The sequence below is a fragment of the Bacillus sp. DU-106 genome, assembly GCF_004799705.1.
Lineage (GTDB): Bacteria > Bacillota > Bacilli > Bacillales > Bacillaceae_G > Bacillus_A > Bacillus_A cereus.
The window spans coordinates 1,904,640-1,922,283 of the sequence record NZ_CP026607.1 but is presented as its reverse complement, the minus strand read 5'-3'; the positions used below and the strand labels follow the sequence as shown (position 1 = coordinate 1,922,283).

The window sequence follows — 17,644 nt, the reverse complement described above, 5'->3', positions numbered from 1 at the left end:
TTTCACACTGACTAACTATTAGTTTTAAATAATGCGCAACTTCTTTAAGGCATAAGAAATTCCGCCTTCACTCGCCTTCGTTGTAACGAAATCAGCCCTTCTCTTCAACTCCTCTCCACCATTTCCCATCGCAACTCCTAATCCTACATACTGCAACATCTCAATATCATTTCCACCATCGCCAAAAGCAATGGCTTCTAATTTACTAATGTTTAAATGTTCCAATACTTTTTGAATTGCAGTTAGCTTCGATACTTTACTATCTTCCAATACATTTATAACGTAACCATGAAAACGCTCAAACGTAAGTGCTGGATATCTTTCAATGAATTTTTGAGCTTCTGTATCATCAGCATACAGACATATGCAATACATCTCATCTGATAAGTTTCTAACTTTGTCAGGATACTGCTCTAAATTTAAGGTTTCATTTAACGCTCGCATGACACGTTCATCTTTGGAAGCAATATTATTCATTGCAAATTCTTCTGTAAAGTAAGAAACACTGTGACCATGTAATTCAGCAAAATTTGAAATATCATGAACGATTTCGCTTGAAAGTACTGATTTATGTATAACTTCTTTCCCACATTTTATATGTGCACCATTTGCTGAAATAAACGTATTTATACCTAGTTCCTTAAATTGTGAGCATAAACTATATGGTCTTCCAGTTGTAACAACTACGTGAATTCCTTTATCTATTAATCTTTGTACCGCTTCTTTTGTACTTTCGTGCATGCTTCTATCAATCTCACTTAATAACGTACCGTCAACATCGAAAAATACAACTTTGTACATAAGTCTTTACATCCCGTCCAAATGATTCGTATCATTAATGAAATGCACCGTTTTTTGTTCACCCTCAATTTCAATTAAACTTATTCCCGTATCTCCCATTTTGAAATAGTAGTCCATTGAAATTGGCATTTTGAAAAATGCACGTAATAGACTATTAATTACGCCCCCATGGGCAACAATTGCAATTCGGTCATATGTATTCTCTGTCAAGATTTTAGAAAAGATTCCTTCTATTCTCATTCGAAACTCAATAAACGATTCCCCGTTTTCAAAACGATCATGAAGAAACTTTGGCTCTGGATATTTCTTTGCTTCTTCAAATGATAAGCCTGCTTGCACTCCATTATTAAACTCCATTAATTCCTCTTCTAATTGAATTGGACAACCAATTGCTTCTGCTAATGTTTCACCCGTTTCACGAGCGCGTTTTAATGTGCTTGCCCAAATGAAATCTGGTGCAAAATCTTTTTTCACTTTCTGTACAAGTCTTTGTACTTGTTGTCTCCCTTTGTCAGTTAACTCAAAATCAGCTCGACCTTCATGCACATGTAAAATATCAGCTTCTGATTCTCCGTGGCGTATTAGTAGTATTTGCATGTTTCTCTCTCCCTTTATTTAACATTCATAAAATTCCATTATATCACATTTTAAGATTCCAAAATAAAAAAGGAACGGTCTCCCATCCCTCATCCATTCACTTTTTCCGCATCATTCCAATAATATTTACTAAACGCTTCTGTTAACACATCAATTGTGTTATATAATTCATCTAACGTATTATCAACACCACCAACTTCAATTAACATCGCATTTTTCGATAAATCTTGGTTATAAACGCCATTTCCATCTTTTTTATACTTTGGAAAAATCCCTCTACTTAATCCGTAATAGTTTTCATCTAAATAACTATTGATCGCTCTTGCAATTTTTTCATTTTCAGCACGGCCTTCATTTTCCATCCCAATTATAAAATATAATCTTGCATACGATTTTCCGTTAATTACTTTTGTTGTTACTTTCTTACGCTGATCGTCACGGTGTATATCAATCGGAAACGCAATTTTATTATTTTGTGCTAATGCTTCTTTTACATATTCATGAGACGCTTTATATGACTGATACCATACCCACTTTTTACTCGCTAATAAATCACCCATATTCGTTTTATCATGAACTACCGGAATTCCTTGTCCTTCAAGTTGCTCTTTCATACGTTTCCCTAGTAAAGACACATTTACATCTGGGCTAGATGGATCAGTTGCCCCTGGTAATAATGGAAAGAAGGATTCCCAGCTATGTGTATGATAAATATATACTGCACTTTCACCTTTTTTCGCTCCGTTCTTTTTCTGAACCGGATTATTCTTTTCCGCTTCTGTAACTTTATCTTTTGCTATTTCCCGTTCTTTCGTTACTTCTTCAATCGGTACACTAGATTCATTTGGGATATTTGTCAAGTTTGTCCCTTCCCCAGCTACGATAATATTAGAATAATACTTTGACATACCAGGTACTTCTTTACCGACGAATGTTCTTAAATCTTTAATTTTCAAATCTGTCGCGATAGAGAACATTAAATTCCCAACTGACTCTCTTTTATTCTTCTTAAAATAATCAAATCCGTAATAGCGATTCTCACTTTCTATCATTTGAACAAAACCTTGCATCGATACTTTTCCAAACCATTGATTTGCATAATTCGATTTCATTGTATGTAAAAATGACGTCAAAATCGACGCTATCATAATTACTATTAGCGCATATAAAAGGAGTAACGAAATCAGCTTCTTCCCATGTATTCGAGTTGCATACTTTTTCACTGCATCACCTTCTTTATACATGGATATGTACAAGCTTTTCAGAATATACGCACAAAAAAAGAGAAATGGTATACCATTTCTCTTCCTCACTTTTATTGTTCTTTTCCTGTATCATTTGAAGGTAGTTTCTTCGCTTGTTTTTCTTTAAATATTTCTCCAATTGCCCCAAGAGTACCAAGTGTTTCAATTGCATTAGACGGAATAAAGACTTTATTTGCTGGTCCTTTTGCAACTTCAGCTAATGATTCAAATGATTTGTAAGCAAGTATACGCTCATCCAAATTCGCTTCACGAAGCAATTCAATACGATTTTGTTCTGCTTTTGCAATTTCTTCAATTGCTCGTGCTTCCCCTTGTGCTTCTAATTCTTTTGCTTCTTTTATACCTTCAGCTTCGCGAATACGCGCTTCTTTATCCCCTTCAGCCATCAAGATTTTACTTTGCTTTTCCCCTTCAGCGCGAAGGACTTTATCTTGTTTTGCTGCTTCAGCTTCTAAAATAATCGCACGTTTATTACGCTCAGCCTTCATTTGTTTTTCCATTGATGCTTGCACATCTTTTGGCGGGTTAATATCAACAACTTCGACACGTTCAATACGTACGCCCCATTTTTCTGTTGCTTCATCAAGCGCTAAGCGGATTTCTGTTGAAATTTTTTCACGACCAGATAACGTTTCATCCAGTTCCATTTTACCGATGATTTGACGCATCGTTGCTGACGTAATATTACGAACACCATATTCATAGTTTGAAATACCATATGTCGCAAGTTCTGGTTCAACAATTTGATAGAAAATAATTGTATCAATTTCTACTTGAACATTATCTTTCGTAATTACCTTTTGCGGTGGTACATTCGTTTGTTGAATGCGTAAGTCATGATATACACGAACACGATCTACAATTGGTATTAAAATATTTAACCCTGGGTGCATTATACGTTGAAACTTACCAAATCTTTCAACAACCCCAACTTTTTGCTGAGGAATAATTTTAATTGTTAATGCGATAAATGTAACTACAATTAGTGCGAATATAATCGTTAACGTTAATGCTACCATATTTATTCACTCTCCTTTTTCACTTGTAATATAGTACTATGCCTCTTTATAACAACGACTTTTTCTCCAGCATCAATTGAAGAATCTGCAATAGCTGTCCAAGTATCTCCATCCACCTTCACAATACCATTCGCTTCATTTGTAATCGCTTGCATAACAATCCCTCTTTTACCAACAAGCATATCTACTGTATCAGTAAAACCTTTTGCTTCTCGAAAGTTTTTTGAAATTCTTTTCGTAAAGAATGTCAAAGTTAAACTTACAATTGCACCAACAGTAACTTGTAACAGTAGTGCATCAGGAGCAAACAAAGCAATAAGACCTCCGACAACAGCTCCAATTCCAAGCCAAAGCATGTAAAATGTAATCGACAACATTTCCGCGATAAATAAAATACCAGCTATTATAAACCAAATTACCCAAGCAGCCATATGCAACCCTCACTTTCTTTCTCATTTTCTATATGTATATGAAGAAAAGAATGGTTTATCCGCCCTTTCTTACACTTGGGCGTTTGCTACAAGCTATTGTACATATTCACTGTTACAATGATCATTAATATAATACTATATCAATATATTCTTCATTATACATGAAAATCCCTTTCAAAAAGTGACAAAAAATTAAATTCTTTAAAAATTTTAATTTTTAAATTACAATTACTAAATACTATTTTTTATAGAGGTGATATTCTTATTGAGAAACCTGTCACTAATCTACTATTTAGGTTCCAAAATATGCATTACTCTCGCTGACATCGTATATGTAATGATTATTACAACTCATATTTATATAGCAACTAAATCAGCTACTATTACTGCTCTTTTTCCATTATTACAAGTTATCACAAATCTAATTGCTAACATCTCTGCACCACTTATGATAAATCGTTTTCCATCTTATACGCTGTTATATACGCTCCAATGGTTGAAAACAGTCTTTTTACTATTATTAATGATTTTGTTCCCGGTCTTATCCACAAACATTATAGCTCTATTAACTTTTATTTTTGTCATTTCATTATGTAGCGGGTGGAGTGCTCCATTATTATACGGTATTCTTCCGCGCCTTACACCGAAAGAAAAATTAGTAAAAGTAAATAGTATCTTTTCCTTTTCAACACAAATTGTGCAAGCCGTTGCTTATTCATTTACGAGTATTGTCGTTCTTCTCATTGGCGCTACTTCTACACTCATGATTAATAACATTTTAATGATTTTCGGATGCATTGCATTACATTTTTCATTACGTTCCATACATACTGAAAGAATAGCAGATTCTCCCTCTTCCAAAAGTACTGTTTTATTGGAAGGTTGGAAACTCCTATTTCAAAATCCTTCTCTCCGTACCGTTACATATATGGACTTAATCGAAACTTTCGCAGGGACAATATGGATTGGTGCTATTACGATGGCATACGTTACGACTATCCTTCATAAGGGCGAAGAATGGTGGGGATATATTAATACAAGTTATTATGTTGGCACGTTAATCGGTGGTCTATTAGCGTGGAAAATGAGTTCCTATATTCAAAACAATTTAATACGATCTATGTCGATTAGCTCTCTTATATTTAGCATTCTTACATTTTTATATGGTATGACGAGCAGTGGATTTATTGCGCTTTTTCTATGTGTTCTAATGGGACCATGTTATCAAATTAGAGATATTTCTCAAACGACTGTTTTACAATCAAGTGTTACCCCCGCTTTATTATCCAAAATGTATACAGCACATGGTGCACTTCTTTCAACAGCCTCTGGACTATCTATGCTTAGCATTGGCATTATTACTGATATGTTCGGTGTTCGTACAATTTATATCATCGCTTCTATTCTTATTTTATGTTCCGCTTGTTTATCCTTTAGTTTATTAAAATATCATAAGACAGAGCAGAACGATATTTCACTTTAATCACTAAAACAAAGAGGACAGGGATTCCTGTCCTCTTTGTTTATTCTATTCATGATAAGTTGGGGATTTTTCTATGCTTTGTCGCTTGTTCAAAAGCATAAGCTAATTTAATTAATATCCCTTCACTAAAGGCAGTGCTTGCAATGGTAATTCCAAAAGGCCTCCCGCTTTCCATATACCCTGCCGGTATTGCTATAGACGGATAACCCGCTTTCGCACATATAGTAGAACCTATATAGGAAGGAAACAGTATCGCATCAAGATTATATTTTTCCAATGCAAAATCAATGCCTTGTTCTTGAGAAAAATATATATCTTCTAATCTCGCATTTAAATATTCTGGATTTCGTAACGTATTAGGAAAATCTTTTCTTCCCTCTAACTTAGTTTGTCCATATTTTAAAGCTCTTTCTGCTATGTTTTTATTAAACTCCATTAACTCCGAAATAGAATGTACCGGGATAGTAGAAGGTAATTTAGAAAGATAGTTATCTAAACTATGCTTCAGCTCATAAAGCGGAACTCCCCAGCTCCATTCTCTATGAAAAGAAGGAATATCAATATTTTCTACTACTGTCGCTCCTTCATTACGTAATACTTGGATCGTTTCCTTAAACAAGATTTCATCATACTCACCATTTTCGTAATAATCTTTTGGTGCATCGTTAAACACACCAATCTTCGCTCCATTTAAACCATTTGCATCAAGGTAAGATGTATAATCCCGATATGCCCTACCGTCACTTTTGTGAGTAACTACATCTTTCTCATCCACTCCAGTTAAACTCCCTAGCAAAATAGTAGCATCGGTTACCGTTCTAGCAAATGGTCCAGCTGTATCTTGCGAATAAGTAAATGGAATAATTCCTCTACGACTAATTAAACCGACAGTCGGTTTAATACCTACTACAGAATTTTGAACAGCGGGGCTCAAAATAGAAGCATCGGTTTCTGTCCCAACAGATACTACTGTAAAGTTAGCAGCAACTGCTATTGCAGATCCTGTACTAGATCCGCCAACAAACATATGATCCTTGCCCGTTCCATATGGATTGATTGTTTGACCACCTCTTGCACTATATCCAGCCCACATTTCAAAAGACATTGCATTTGCTAATTCTGTCATATTCGTTTTTCCTATTATCACTGCCCCTGCTTCTCGCAGTTTAGTAACGAGAAATGCATCTTCACTGCTTATATTTTGTTCTAGAGCTATTGTACCTGCACTTGTATGCATGAAGTCATTCGTTTCAATATTATCCTTAAGCAAAACAGGTATTCCATGCAATGGTCCCCTTACGCCGTTTGTCTTTCTTTCATAATCTAACGCTTCTGCAATAAAAATAGCATCTGGATTAATTTCTAAAATTGAATTGATTTTCGGCCCGTCTTGATCATACTTTGCGATTCTATAGAGATAATACATCACTAGCTCTTTTGAAGTTAGCTTTCCAGATTCCATTTCATTTTGAATATCTTGAATTGTTAATTCCTTTTTTAAGATTGGATTAAACTGAATTTCCATTTATATTCTCCCTTATATGAACTTTTTTAGCATATACCCCTTACTTTTTCAATTTTTCATCTCAACACATCCTAAATTAATATCCCTTTAAAGAAATTCAATATCCTTATTTAAACACCTTTAATTTCCCGAAAAATAAAAAAAGTCTGAAACGGATTAACCTTCGCTTCAGACTCTTACATTACTGTGCGTATACTTCATCTAATAAATGTAAAAACTCACCTTGTTTCCCAGCTAATTCAGGGCATTTTGCAATATCAACCCATTCATAGCAAAATACTAATCCTTTATCTTCCTCACCAGCACTTACAATATGTTCCCAAGTATCCTTTACATCTGTTAGTAAAGTTACATGGAAAAAGTGGCGTTTTTCATACTCCTGTTTTTCTTTCATATGTATAATGTAATCTGCTAAAAACCGCTCTATGCATAAATGACGCAATCCGGATTCTTCCTGTACTTCACGCAATATAGCAGCTTCTAACGTTTCACCTTCATCAACCGTTCCCCCCGGCACTTGAATACCAGCTTCATGTATATCACGATGTTTAAAAACAAGTAATTGCATAACCCCCTCTTGTTCTCTTGTAATATATGCATGTACTTTTTTCTTATATAACATCGTCATTGTACATCTCTCCCCTCAATTGTTCACTCTGTTACTTCTTCAAGCGTCAGTTGATTATCATACAAATATGTAGCTTGTGGATTTCCCACATACCTTACGTGCCATGGTTCATACCGATAGCCCGTAATCGTTTCTTTCGCTTTTGTGTATCGAACCACAAAACCAAATTTATGGGCATTTTCAGAAAGCCACTGACCTTCTTTCGTTTCCCCAAAAACTGTCTCTAACTGAAATTTAGCAGATTGAGACGTAATATCCATAGCTAGTCCAGTTTGATGCTCACTTGTGCCAGGAACCGCGCTAGACATTGCTGTTTTTGCTTCCCCGTCTTGTTTTTTATACATCGTATTTAATGCTTTTTGTCGATCAAAAGATCTAAATCCAGAAACTGCAAAAAGAAAAATACGCTCGTTGTCAGCCTGCTGAAACATATCCTCAAGCGCCCTCGCTGCCTCTTTTCTCATCTTTTTCTTTTCTTGATCACCTTCACTAGAGTAGCGCACTTTCGGAATAACTAAATCTGGCGGTCTATACCCATCTGGTAAACGCCTACTTTTATTTACAAGTACAAGCATTGAATTCGGATTATTAATTACCGCAATATCCCCATCCATATTAGCAATCGTTTCTTTCGCTTTCGGAAATATGCTATTTACACTTACTTCCCGCGCCTGCTTATCCTTATACATTTTATAATTGATTCCTGCTACTCCAACAATAATTATTGCAGCTACAATACCAAGTAGTGCCCATCTTTTTTTCATATAACGACCTCTTATTTTAATAATTTGGCCATTTCATACTCATCGATGCACTTTCCATCGATAATAAGAGCAGCTTTTTTGACACCTTCTTTCTCAAATCCAGCTTTTTTATATAGTGTCTGAGCTCTTGTATTGTGGGCCATTACTGTTAATTCTAAACGCCATACATCATGTAATTTTGCCCACTTCTCAACCTCTTTAAACAATCTCGTCCCAATACCTCGCCCGTTATACTCTTGCAAAATACCAATTACAATGGTTGCCACATGTCTCTTTCTTTGAATGTTATTTCCATTCACTAATATAAAACCTACTATCCTCTCATCTTCAACTGCTACAAATATTGTTGCATATTCATTTTCTATAAATCGATCGATTATTTTTTCTTGTTGCTCAGCTGTAGTTTTTCTTTCTCCTGGTTCATATAACATAAACTTCGTTTCTTCATCTAATTGCTTACTTAATTGTAAAAATGATGCTGCATCTTCTATTTCGATCTCTCTAATCACTTCAATCACCCTACCAGTTTCATAATAAAAAGTTTTCCTTATAAAAAGATTTTCTCTACTTTCTCGAAAATCCCTTTGTAAATCTCCTACTATAAATTGACAAATTTCGATATTACTATAACAACGACAAATTATGTCTATTCTGTGACATCTCACCATTACAAAGAAAAAACGCAAGCATTACACTTACGTTTTTCCAAGATTGAAGTGAGCTAATAATTATCGATAGATGTCCTGGCTAATTCACGTTTCACTTTATCCATTCACTTTATCCATTCACTTTTTCTGCCTGCCAAAAATATTCACCAAATGCTTTAGCAAGTGCATCAATTGATCGATTCAATTCTTCCTCTGTATTATCTACACCGCCAACTTCTATTAATATCGCTTGTCCTGATAGGTCTTGATTATAGATCCCATTTCCTGTCTGGAACCCTTTTTGAATGACCCCACGGCTCACTCCTGGATATTTCTTATTAATCGCCTCATGTAAAGCTGTCGCTAATTGTAAGTTTTTTTCATAGTTTTTATTTCCTTTCCCTACTACAAATGCAAGCTTTGCATATGATTTATCTCCAATTGTTTTTGTCGTTACATTCTTTCGGGCACTATCACGATGCAAATCAAAAAAGTATTGAAGATCTTTATTTCCAGCCATAGCTTGCTGCACAATTTCTCGTGACATTTTATACGAACTATTACTGTTTAAACCTTTACTTATTAACTTTTGACCAACATCACTCTTATCGTTAGTAGCTCCAATCCCTTCACCTTCTAGTTGTTCACGGAAACGATCTCCTAATATAGAAATATTCGACACAGAACTCGTTGCTTTATTCGGATTCGGGTCATTCGTTAAGTTAAGTAAAGGTAAATAAGATTCCCAGCTATGTGTATGATAAATAAACGCAACTTGTCTCTTCCCAGTCGTTTGGGACGGCTGTTTTTTCTCTTTATTCGTATCTTGTTTAGGTGCTTGTCCAGTTCCACTAGTCCGTTCCTTCACTACTTCTTCAAGAGGAACACTCGACTCTATCGGTAAGTTAGAATAATTTGTACCCTCACCCGCAATAACAATTTCTGTATCGTACTTACCAAATCCCGGGAGCTCTTTCCCGACAAAACTGCGTACATCATTAAAGCGAATATTTGTAGCCATAGAAAAGAGAAAAGAAGAAATTGAAAAATCTTGATTCAAATTTCGATACTCCTGTGTAAAATAATGATTCTCTTTTCCAAGTACATACATGTAACCATTCATCGATAACTCATTTAACCAATTATATAAATACGTTGACTTTGTCTCTTTCATAGAGGTTACCATCAGACTAATAAGAAAAAAAGTCGCTAGCACTGTAGTAATAACAAATAAAACTAACTTACGCATATTTGTAAACTTCATAAAAAAAAAGCCCCGATTCATACTATCACCTCTCTATTTCAAGTTATGTACAAGCCCTAGAGAATAGACCGTTAAAATTTCGGCTATATTGTTAATGAGGTGAAATGAATTGAAGCTATTAATAGGAATATTACCAATCGCTCTATCATTCATTTTTTATTTGTCCGCTAAGCAACCAAAAATCTCTATTGTGCTACATATTTCTGCGTACTTGGCACTATATGTACTTGGTACAATTATTTCCATTAATATATACGATGTTTTAATACAAGATTTAGTTTTCATGACGAGCATTCATGGAATTTTACTGAATCCATTTTTCCTTATTGCAGGAGCGTATATAGGAACATACACTTTGTACCTACTTTTGTCTCACATTATTATGAAAATAAAAAATGGAGCGTAATGAAATGCAACCACCATTTATCTGTCATACATGCAAAAAAAGAATTGTGAGAAAGAAAGACCTTATTACAGCCACATGGTACTTCCGCTTTTATTTATTTCACAGTGATTGTTTTAAACGACAGCAAGTGTTTATCTCACGATTTCTCCCTGTGAATACACTTTTCAATTTCTTTCTTATTATATATGGACTTATTTTTGGCAGTATTCTTATGATTACAGAACCATCTATTATTTGGCTGACTTTCTTTTTTCCTATTTTTTATCGGTTGCTTTCTTATTATTATGTTGAACGTTTTTTCTCTACATAACGCGCAGACTGACCTCTCGGAATACTTAAACATTCCCACTCATTTTCTTTTAACATCTTCCCAATGTAAATAATCTGACCAATATGCAATGCATAATGAGAAATTTGCCTTTCAATTGCTTGCATGACAGTATGTGCTTCACCGCGAATGTATACCGTCTTCAATAAGTGTTGCGGCGTTAAAGTATTCATCGTATTAAAAACATATTTCCATCCTTCTTGCCAAGCTATAAGGGTTTCTTCTTTTGAATGATAGCATCCTTCAAATTCACCATCTCGATTACGATCTGTTTTTTCACCATCAGACGTTAAAAAATCCGTCCATCTAGAACGCATATTACCGTGCAGATGCTTAATAATAATCGCTATACTATTTGTTTCTTCATGAGAAGACCATTGTATTTGTTCATATGATAATTGAGAAAGAGCCCGTTCCCCTTGTTTCTTTGTTGCTTTAAAGTTCGAAATCGCACATTGCAAATATTCTCGTCCGATATCCATATTAGCCCCTACCTTCACCCTAGCTAATTTTTGTTCCATTTGGCAATTCCATATTAGGCTGAAGTAACACAACATCATCAGCTTCAGGAACACCACCAAGCACAAGCACTTCTGATTTGAATCCAGCTACACGCTTTGGTGGAAAGTTTACAACAGCAACGATTTGTTGACCGATTAAATCTTCTGGAATATACCTTTTCGTAATTTGAGCACTTGACTGCTTTATCCCGATTTCTCCAAAATCTATTGCTAGTTTAATCGCTGGTACTCTCGCTTCTTTAAATTCCTCTGCATGTATTACAGTTCCAATTCTCAAATCCAAATTTAAAAAATCTTCAAAATTAGCCATTTATCATTCCCCCCAATTATTACTTAGACAAAATACAAAAATCCCCTTCAAAAAAAGAAAGGTGCCTAAGCACCTTTCTTTTGTAATTCACTTGATTCATTTGATTTATAGAAGAAGAAACCAAGAATCCCGCCAATACACGATGGAATTAACCATCCGATTCCTTCGTTATATAACGGTAACATTTGTAGTACATTAGAAATCGCGTCAATTTTAATTTTCGCACTTTCTAAACCGTTAAAGAAACTAATTAACAATGCACCTAAAATAGCTCCAATATAAATTGTATTACGCTTCCCAATCCACTTATGGAAATACGAAAGTACGATTAATACAATTGCAACTGGATAAATGATCATTAACACAGGTAATGTTACTGCGATTAATTGTGTTAAACCTAGGTTAGATACAATTAAACTAAATACACATACCATTGTTACAATCGTTTTATGCGAAAGTTTTGGGAATAAGTTTGTAAAGAAACCTGCACACGCAGATGTTAACCCAACAGAAGTTGTTAAACAAGCGAGTATAATAACAAGCCCTAATAAAATTTTACCACTCGTCCCATATAGCTCATTTACAACATTCGTTAAAATAAGGCCACCGTTTTCTGAGATACCAAGTGATGTACTTGTTGAACCAAGATAAGCAAGTGATAAATAAATTAACGTTAAACCAAGTACAGCAATAATACCTGATACTACTGTTATTTTTGCAATTTGACTACTCTCTTTTATCCCTTTAGAGCGGATAACTTGTACAACGACAATTCCGAATACGAGCGCGCTAATTGCATCCATCGTTAAATATCCTTGAATAAATCCACCAAAGAAAGCATTTTCTTTGTAAGCAGCTAACGGCGCAGCTGGCTCTCCAATTGGATCAATAATTGCCTTTCCGACAATAACAGCGACAATTAATACTAATAATGGTGTAAGAAACTTTCCGAACCAATCCACTAATTTAGATGGATTTAATGATAAATACCACGTTATTCCGAAGAAAACTATCGTGAAAAGAAATAGCATGTACCACTCTGAAACCATTGCCTCTGATAAAAACGGCTTCATACCCATTTCAAACGAAACAGCTCCAGTACGAGGAATCGCGAAAAATGGTCCAATTGCTAAATAACTAATCAATGGGAAAATAAACGCAAATATAGGGTGGACTCTAGAAGATAGCGCTTTCAAGTCCCCCTCTACAAACGCGACAGCTGTTACAGCTAGTAGGGGTAATCCGACTCCCGTTACAAGGAATCCTATTGTAGCAATCCAAATATTCTCTCCTGCTTGTTGACCTAAAACTGGCGGAAAAATTAAATTTCCTGCTCCTAAAAATAATGCAAATAGCATTAAACCAATTGCTACCGTATCACCTGGCCTTAAACGTCCCTTCATGCTCTTCATTTGCATAGCACTTTTTCATTGTTTATCTCTATATTTTACAATATGCTATGCATCCTCCTCTCTGCTCAAGATGATAAAATATGCCCCTTACAAAGCAGTGTCTTTCTCCATAATTTCTCCATTCCCCTTATTTTTACTCTAATCATTAATACAATTATTATTTTGAATTTTGATTTTTTTGAATTTTTAAATCATTAGAGTGTTATTACGTGGAGTGTAGATGTCAGACCTCTTTGTTTTTATCACACATATAGTAACATATTTAGTTACAAAATAAAAACATATTTTCAAATTGATTTTTTTGAAAATCGAAATTATCTACATTTTTTATTCTCTTACACAAATATTGTTACAATCTCACCTATTATTCGATTGTTATTTTCAAATAACTTTATACACGTAACATACAAAAGCCATCTAATATATAATTAGATGGCTTTTGTATGTTACTCTATCGTTTCAACTTCACGTGGATTTTTCATCTCTTCCACATACACAACTCTAAATCCGTGATCTTCTAAATCTTTCAATAATGTCTCTAATTCACCGTCGTTAAACTCTTCTCCTAATGTAAACATAATTCTACGAACTAATAAGGCATCATTATCAAAAGTCATCAAACTTTGAATACCAGTGTATTTCTTTAAAACTGTCGATAATTTTTGGATTGCTCCATTATAGTCTTGCGTTCCAATCATGACAGAGTATTTACTAGAGTGAACGCCCCATGCATCCTCTAATAACTCAAAAACTTTTTTATGCGTTAAAATTCCAAGGAAAACCCCTTTTTCATCAACTACTGATAAATAAGGCAATTTTTTTATTGTAAAAAATACTTTAAAGAAAGATGAATCTTCTCTCACAAATCCTTCTTTATCGTTTAATAATTGTATTACACTCTCATCAAGTGATCCTTTATATTCTAAAATATCTACTTTATATATATTCCCTAAAAATTTCTCTTTTTTTTCATCTAAAACTGGTACACAACGATACCCCGTTTTATTTAAATGCTCTAACGCTTCCCCAATCGTAATCGAACTTGAGCACAGTAAAACTTCCCTTTTCGGCACGTAATTCCCTTTAATCCTCATAAAAAGCCTCCTTATGTTAAAATACTTTCTGTGCCATAACTATATTATATTTTCAGAAAAAAATAAATGATTTATTTTATTTTTCTGAAAATTATTCATTTTCTTGTCATAATTTATTCATGAATCCTTCACTTGTATATTTTTGCTATCAAATCTTCTCTCTGAATTACTAAATGAAAAATATATTGTAACTTCTTTCAAAAAAAGCTAAAATAAGAATAAGAATTTTCTGAATATTCTAAGAGTAGGTGGTTATATGTCCTTATTACGCTCACATATATGTAAATTTATAATTGGTGTTATTTTTATTTTTGCCATAAGTCCTATTCCAGCTCTTTTTATTACACACAATTACTCTTATCAAAATGGATTTATTAGCATTTTTCAAAACTTCGCACAGCTTTCTTCTATATCAATTCCAAAGGTTGATTGGATGCATGAATCTATCTTTTTCTCAGCAAACCAAATGATACATACTTCTAATCATTCAACACCATTATTCCCTTACATATGGGAAATATATTTTATATCGATTGTTCGTTTTACTTTTACCCTTGCGATCGGATTTTTCATAAGTTTGGGTATCGGCCATTTATTTTTCAAAGTACCTAACTCGTTTAAAAAGTTTACTACTGTATTGAAATGGATACCTTACTCTTTTTGCACTGTAGTATTACAATGTTCAGTCTTATTACTACTTCTATACATCGCACAATTTATAAACCTTCCTTACTACTCATCATTTATCATCGTATGTAGTACTTCCATGATTATCGTTATGCAAGCAGTAAAAAAATGGATTCCTTTCTTAAAAAACACAAATGAATATGAAATAAAACATGATTCTTTTCTTGTAGACACATTGTTTTTAGCGCTTACTTCAAATCATAAATCAATTTTAGGTTCCATTATTCTTTCATTCGTTTTTATGGAATGCGTTTTTCATGCAAATGGACTGTTACAATTTATCGTTCAATTTGGCGGAAATTCACCTATAATTGTTACAATCAGCTTATTACTACTCTATATCCCATATAGCATACTTTCTTTCCTTCAAACACTATGGACCACAAACTACTCCAAGCAACAGTCATACACTTTAACGAGAAGTGTTCCAAAACCTTAATTTAAAATAGCCCTCTATAATCTAAAAGTAGGGGGTTATTCCTTTTGTATAGCGGACAAAATAACAGCAAATTCAAAAACTATTACAGAAACATACCAATATTTACCCTTTTCCTTTGACTATTCTTTTCATTTGGATTTATTATAAAAGTATAACATAATTGCAGGAGGTGACATCTTTATTCCAAACCTTGGAATGGAGAACACGCTTGGACATATTAAATATTTTTCTCATCTTTGTACTTATTCTTATTTCTGGCTTTTTCGTTGCATCAGAATTCGCTGTTGTAAAAGTACGAAAAAGTCGAATTGACCAACTTGCAAATGAAGGTAATAAACAAGCTTTAGCTGCAAGAAGCGTCCTATCTAATTTAGATGTTTATTTATCAGCTTGTCAGCTCGGAATTACAATCACTTCTTTAGGGCTTGGTTGGCTTGGTGAACCGACTGTGGAACATATACTACGACCGCTCTTTGAAAAAATTAATATTACTGGAACAATGGCTAACACTTTATCTTTTGTTATTGCTTTTAGTGTTATTACATTTTTCCACGTTGTATTAGGTGAATTAGTTCCAAAGTCTTTCGCAATTCAAAAAGCAGAAGCAATCACACTCAAATTTGCAAGACCGCTTATTTTATTTGATAAAATTATGTATCCATTCATTTGGCTACTCAATAGTACAGCTATATTTTTCACAAAACTACTCGGATTAGAACCTGCGAAGGAAAGTGAACTTGCTCATTCTGAAGAGGAATTGCGACTCATTTTAGGTGAAAGTTTTAAAAGCGGCGAAATAAACCAAACCGAATATAAATATGTAAATAACATTTTTGAATTTGATGATCGAGTTGCGAAAGAAATTATGGTTCCTCGTACCGAAATGATTTGCTTGTCTACTGAAAATACGTTAGAAGAAAATATGGATATCGTCGCTACTGAAAAATATACACGCTATCCAATCATTGAAAAAGATAAAGATGATATCATTGGGATGATCAATACGAAAGAAGTATTCCATGATCAAACGAAAGGTATTTATAAACCACTTGAATCTTATATACATCCTGTTCTAACTGTATTTGAAACAGTCCCAATTCGTAAAACGTTAGTCCACCTTCAAAAAAATCGCGTTCAGATGGCAATCGTTATGGATGAATATGGTGGTACTGCCGGACTTTTAACGATGGAAGATATTCTTGAAGAAATCATTGGAGAAATTCAAGATGAATTCGATGCTGATGAATCACCTATGATTGAAAAGCGTACACCTAAGCTTACTGTTTTAGATGGAAAGGTGCTTATTTCTGAAGTAAATGATATGTTTGGCCTACATATTGATGATAGTGATTTAGATACAATCGGAGGATGGCTTCTCTCTCAAGCAGTTGACTTAAATATTGAAGCTGGCTATTCCATTGAATATGCTGGTTTTCAATTTAAAGTATTAGAACTTGATGGACATCAAGTCAAAAAAGTTGCTGTACATAAACTAGATATTAAAAAGGAGCTATAAAGTGGCTGTTTTATTAACAATTTGTATCATTGCCTGTTTCGTTGTTTCATTTCTCGCCTTTATTTATCCAATTATCCCTGGCATACTAGCTGTCTGGGCTGGATATTTGATTTACCATTTCGGTATAAATGGAGGCGAATTAACAACTTCTTTTTGGATTATTCAAGTCATTTTCACTCTTTTCATTTTCGTTGCTGATTTTATTGCAAATGGATATTTCTTAAAAAAATACGGTAGTTCTAAATGGGGCGAACGTGTCGGAATGATTTCTATCATTGTCGGCTCGTTCTTCTTCCCACCATTCGGACTTATTATCATACCGTTCTTATCAGTATTTATAACAGAACTAGTACATAAAAAATCGCCAAAAGATGCTTTTCTAGTTGGAGTCGCTACTGTAGTTGGTTTTTTAAGCAGTACAGTAGCGAAAGCAATTCTCCAAATCATTATGATTATCATCTTCTTGTGTTATATCATCTTTTAACCATCCCGACTTCGGGATGGTTT

General features: G+C 34.1%; 20 protein-coding genes. 6 read left to right on the top strand and 14 right to left on the bottom strand.

All coding sequences use genetic code 11. The annotated features are described in order from the left end of the window. Positions 1-24 precede the first annotated feature (24 nt). The 5 genes from C3Y97_RS09965 to C3Y97_RS09945 all read right to left on the bottom strand — a co-directional run bounded on the left by C3Y97_RS09965 (position 25) and on the right by C3Y97_RS09945 (position 4,113). Entirely contained in the window at positions 25-801 is a 777-nt protein-coding gene (locus C3Y97_RS09965; RefSeq protein ID WP_000278973.1) for a Cof-type HAD-IIB family hydrolase, read from the bottom strand. A gap of 6 nt (positions 802-807) precedes the next feature. After that, positions 808-1,398 (bottom strand): histidine phosphatase family protein, encoded by a 591-nt coding sequence (locus C3Y97_RS09960; protein ID WP_001166435.1) that lies wholly within the window; start codon positions 1,396-1,398, stop codon positions 808-810. Between the two features lie 89 nt (positions 1,399-1,487). Beyond that, the gene (gene spoIIP / locus C3Y97_RS09955; protein ID WP_306426789.1) at positions 1,488-2,693 is read right to left on the bottom strand and encodes a stage II sporulation protein P; all 1,206 of its coding nucleotides are present in this window, start codon (positions 2,691-2,693) and stop codon (positions 1,488-1,490) included. A 20-nt stretch (positions 2,694-2,713) separates the two neighbouring features. Further along, positions 2,714-3,682 (bottom strand): SPFH domain-containing protein, encoded by a 969-nt coding sequence (locus C3Y97_RS09950; protein ID WP_000226252.1) that lies wholly within the window; start codon positions 3,680-3,682, stop codon positions 2,714-2,716. Between the two features lie 2 nt (positions 3,683-3,684). After that, positions 3,685-4,113, bottom strand: coding sequence for an NfeD family protein (locus C3Y97_RS09945; RefSeq protein ID WP_000741976.1), 429 nt, complete (start codon positions 4,111-4,113; stop codon positions 3,685-3,687). Between the two features lie 265 nt (positions 4,114-4,378). Here C3Y97_RS09945 and C3Y97_RS09940 point away from each other — a divergent pair, with 265 nt between their 5' ends. Further along, positions 4,379-5,596: an MFS transporter gene (locus C3Y97_RS09940; RefSeq protein WP_069358027.1), complete on the top strand. Its 1,218-nt coding sequence runs from the start codon at positions 4,379-4,381 to the stop codon at positions 5,594-5,596. A gap of 49 nt (positions 5,597-5,645) precedes the next feature. Here C3Y97_RS09940 and C3Y97_RS09935 read toward each other — a convergent pair whose 3' ends face one another. The 5 genes from C3Y97_RS09935 to spoIIP (C3Y97_RS09915) form a co-directional block, all read right to left on the bottom strand. Continuing rightward, a complete protein-coding gene (locus C3Y97_RS09935; RefSeq protein ID WP_000405401.1) occupies positions 5,646-7,121 on the bottom strand; it encodes an amidase family protein in 1,476 nt (491 codons plus the stop codon). A gap of 181 nt (positions 7,122-7,302) precedes the next feature. Then, positions 7,303-7,749: an NUDIX hydrolase gene (locus C3Y97_RS09930; protein ID WP_000178293.1), complete on the bottom strand. Its 447-nt coding sequence runs from the start codon at positions 7,747-7,749 to the stop codon at positions 7,303-7,305. A gap of 23 nt (positions 7,750-7,772) precedes the next feature. Continuing rightward, positions 7,773-8,513, bottom strand: coding sequence for a M15 family metallopeptidase (locus C3Y97_RS09925; RefSeq protein ID WP_000747649.1), 741 nt, complete (start codon positions 8,511-8,513; stop codon positions 7,773-7,775). Positions 8,514-8,524: 11 nt separating this feature from the next. Further along, complete coding sequence (locus tag C3Y97_RS09920; protein ID WP_000617568.1) at positions 8,525-9,022, bottom strand: GNAT family N-acetyltransferase; 498 nt, start codon at positions 9,020-9,022, stop codon at positions 8,525-8,527. 268 nt (positions 9,023-9,290) lie between these two features. Then, positions 9,291-10,445, bottom strand: a complete 1,155-nt coding sequence (gene spoIIP, locus C3Y97_RS09915) for a stage II sporulation protein P (RefSeq protein WP_001079278.1) — start codon at positions 10,443-10,445, stop codon at positions 9,291-9,293. An 88-nt stretch (positions 10,446-10,533) separates the two neighbouring features. Here spoIIP (C3Y97_RS09915) and C3Y97_RS09910 point away from each other — a divergent pair, with 88 nt between their 5' ends. Together C3Y97_RS09910 and C3Y97_RS09905 are read left to right on the top strand one after the other, a co-directional pair. Next, entirely contained in the window at positions 10,534-10,830 is a 297-nt protein-coding gene (locus tag C3Y97_RS09910; protein ID WP_000770738.1) for a hypothetical protein, read from the top strand. 4 nt (positions 10,831-10,834) lie between these two features. Continuing rightward, positions 10,835-11,140: a hypothetical protein gene (locus C3Y97_RS09905; protein WP_033686886.1), complete on the top strand. Its 306-nt coding sequence runs from the start codon at positions 10,835-10,837 to the stop codon at positions 11,138-11,140. On the opposite strand, the gene C3Y97_RS09900 is transcribed toward C3Y97_RS09905, so the two are convergent. From C3Y97_RS09900 to cbpA, 4 genes are all read right to left on the bottom strand, one after another. After that, complete coding sequence (locus C3Y97_RS09900) at positions 11,113-11,679, bottom strand: DUF1572 domain-containing protein (RefSeq protein ID WP_000435831.1); 567 nt, start codon at positions 11,677-11,679, stop codon at positions 11,113-11,115. The genes C3Y97_RS09905 and C3Y97_RS09900 overlap by 28 nt on opposite strands. Continuing rightward, the gene (csaA, locus tag C3Y97_RS09895) at positions 11,660-11,989 is read right to left on the bottom strand and encodes a chaperone CsaA (RefSeq protein WP_001263013.1); all 330 of its coding nucleotides are present in this window, start codon (positions 11,987-11,989) and stop codon (positions 11,660-11,662) included. Before csaA ends, C3Y97_RS09900 begins: the two co-directional genes overlap by 20 nt. Before the next feature lie 65 nt (positions 11,990-12,054). Then, on the bottom strand, positions 12,055-13,392 hold the full coding sequence (gene brnQ4 / locus C3Y97_RS09890; protein ID WP_406801671.1) for a branched-chain amino acid transport system II carrier protein BrnQ4: 1,338 nt from the start codon (positions 13,390-13,392) through the stop codon (positions 12,055-12,057). Between the two features lie 455 nt (positions 13,393-13,847). Further along, positions 13,848-14,495 carry a cyclic di-AMP binding protein CbpA gene (gene cbpA, locus C3Y97_RS09885; protein WP_001220526.1) on the bottom strand — a complete coding sequence of 216 codons (648 nt, stop codon included), beginning with the start codon at positions 14,493-14,495 and terminating at the stop codon, positions 13,848-13,850. A gap of 256 nt (positions 14,496-14,751) precedes the next feature. Here cbpA and C3Y97_RS09880 point away from each other — a divergent pair, with 256 nt between their 5' ends. From C3Y97_RS09880 to C3Y97_RS09870, 3 genes are all read left to right on the top strand, one after another. Then, positions 14,752-15,621, top strand: coding sequence for a hypothetical protein (locus tag C3Y97_RS09880; protein WP_065223564.1), 870 nt, complete (start codon positions 14,752-14,754; stop codon positions 15,619-15,621). Between the two features lie 208 nt (positions 15,622-15,829). Continuing rightward, positions 15,830-17,137 carry a hemolysin family protein gene (locus tag C3Y97_RS09875; RefSeq protein WP_000353738.1) on the top strand — a complete coding sequence of 436 codons (1,308 nt, stop codon included), beginning with the start codon at positions 15,830-15,832 and terminating at the stop codon, positions 17,135-17,137. Between the two features lies 1 nt (position 17,138). Continuing rightward, complete coding sequence (locus C3Y97_RS09870) at positions 17,139-17,621, top strand: DUF456 domain-containing protein (protein WP_000279685.1); 483 nt, start codon at positions 17,139-17,141, stop codon at positions 17,619-17,621. Positions 17,622-17,644 lie beyond the last annotated feature (23 nt).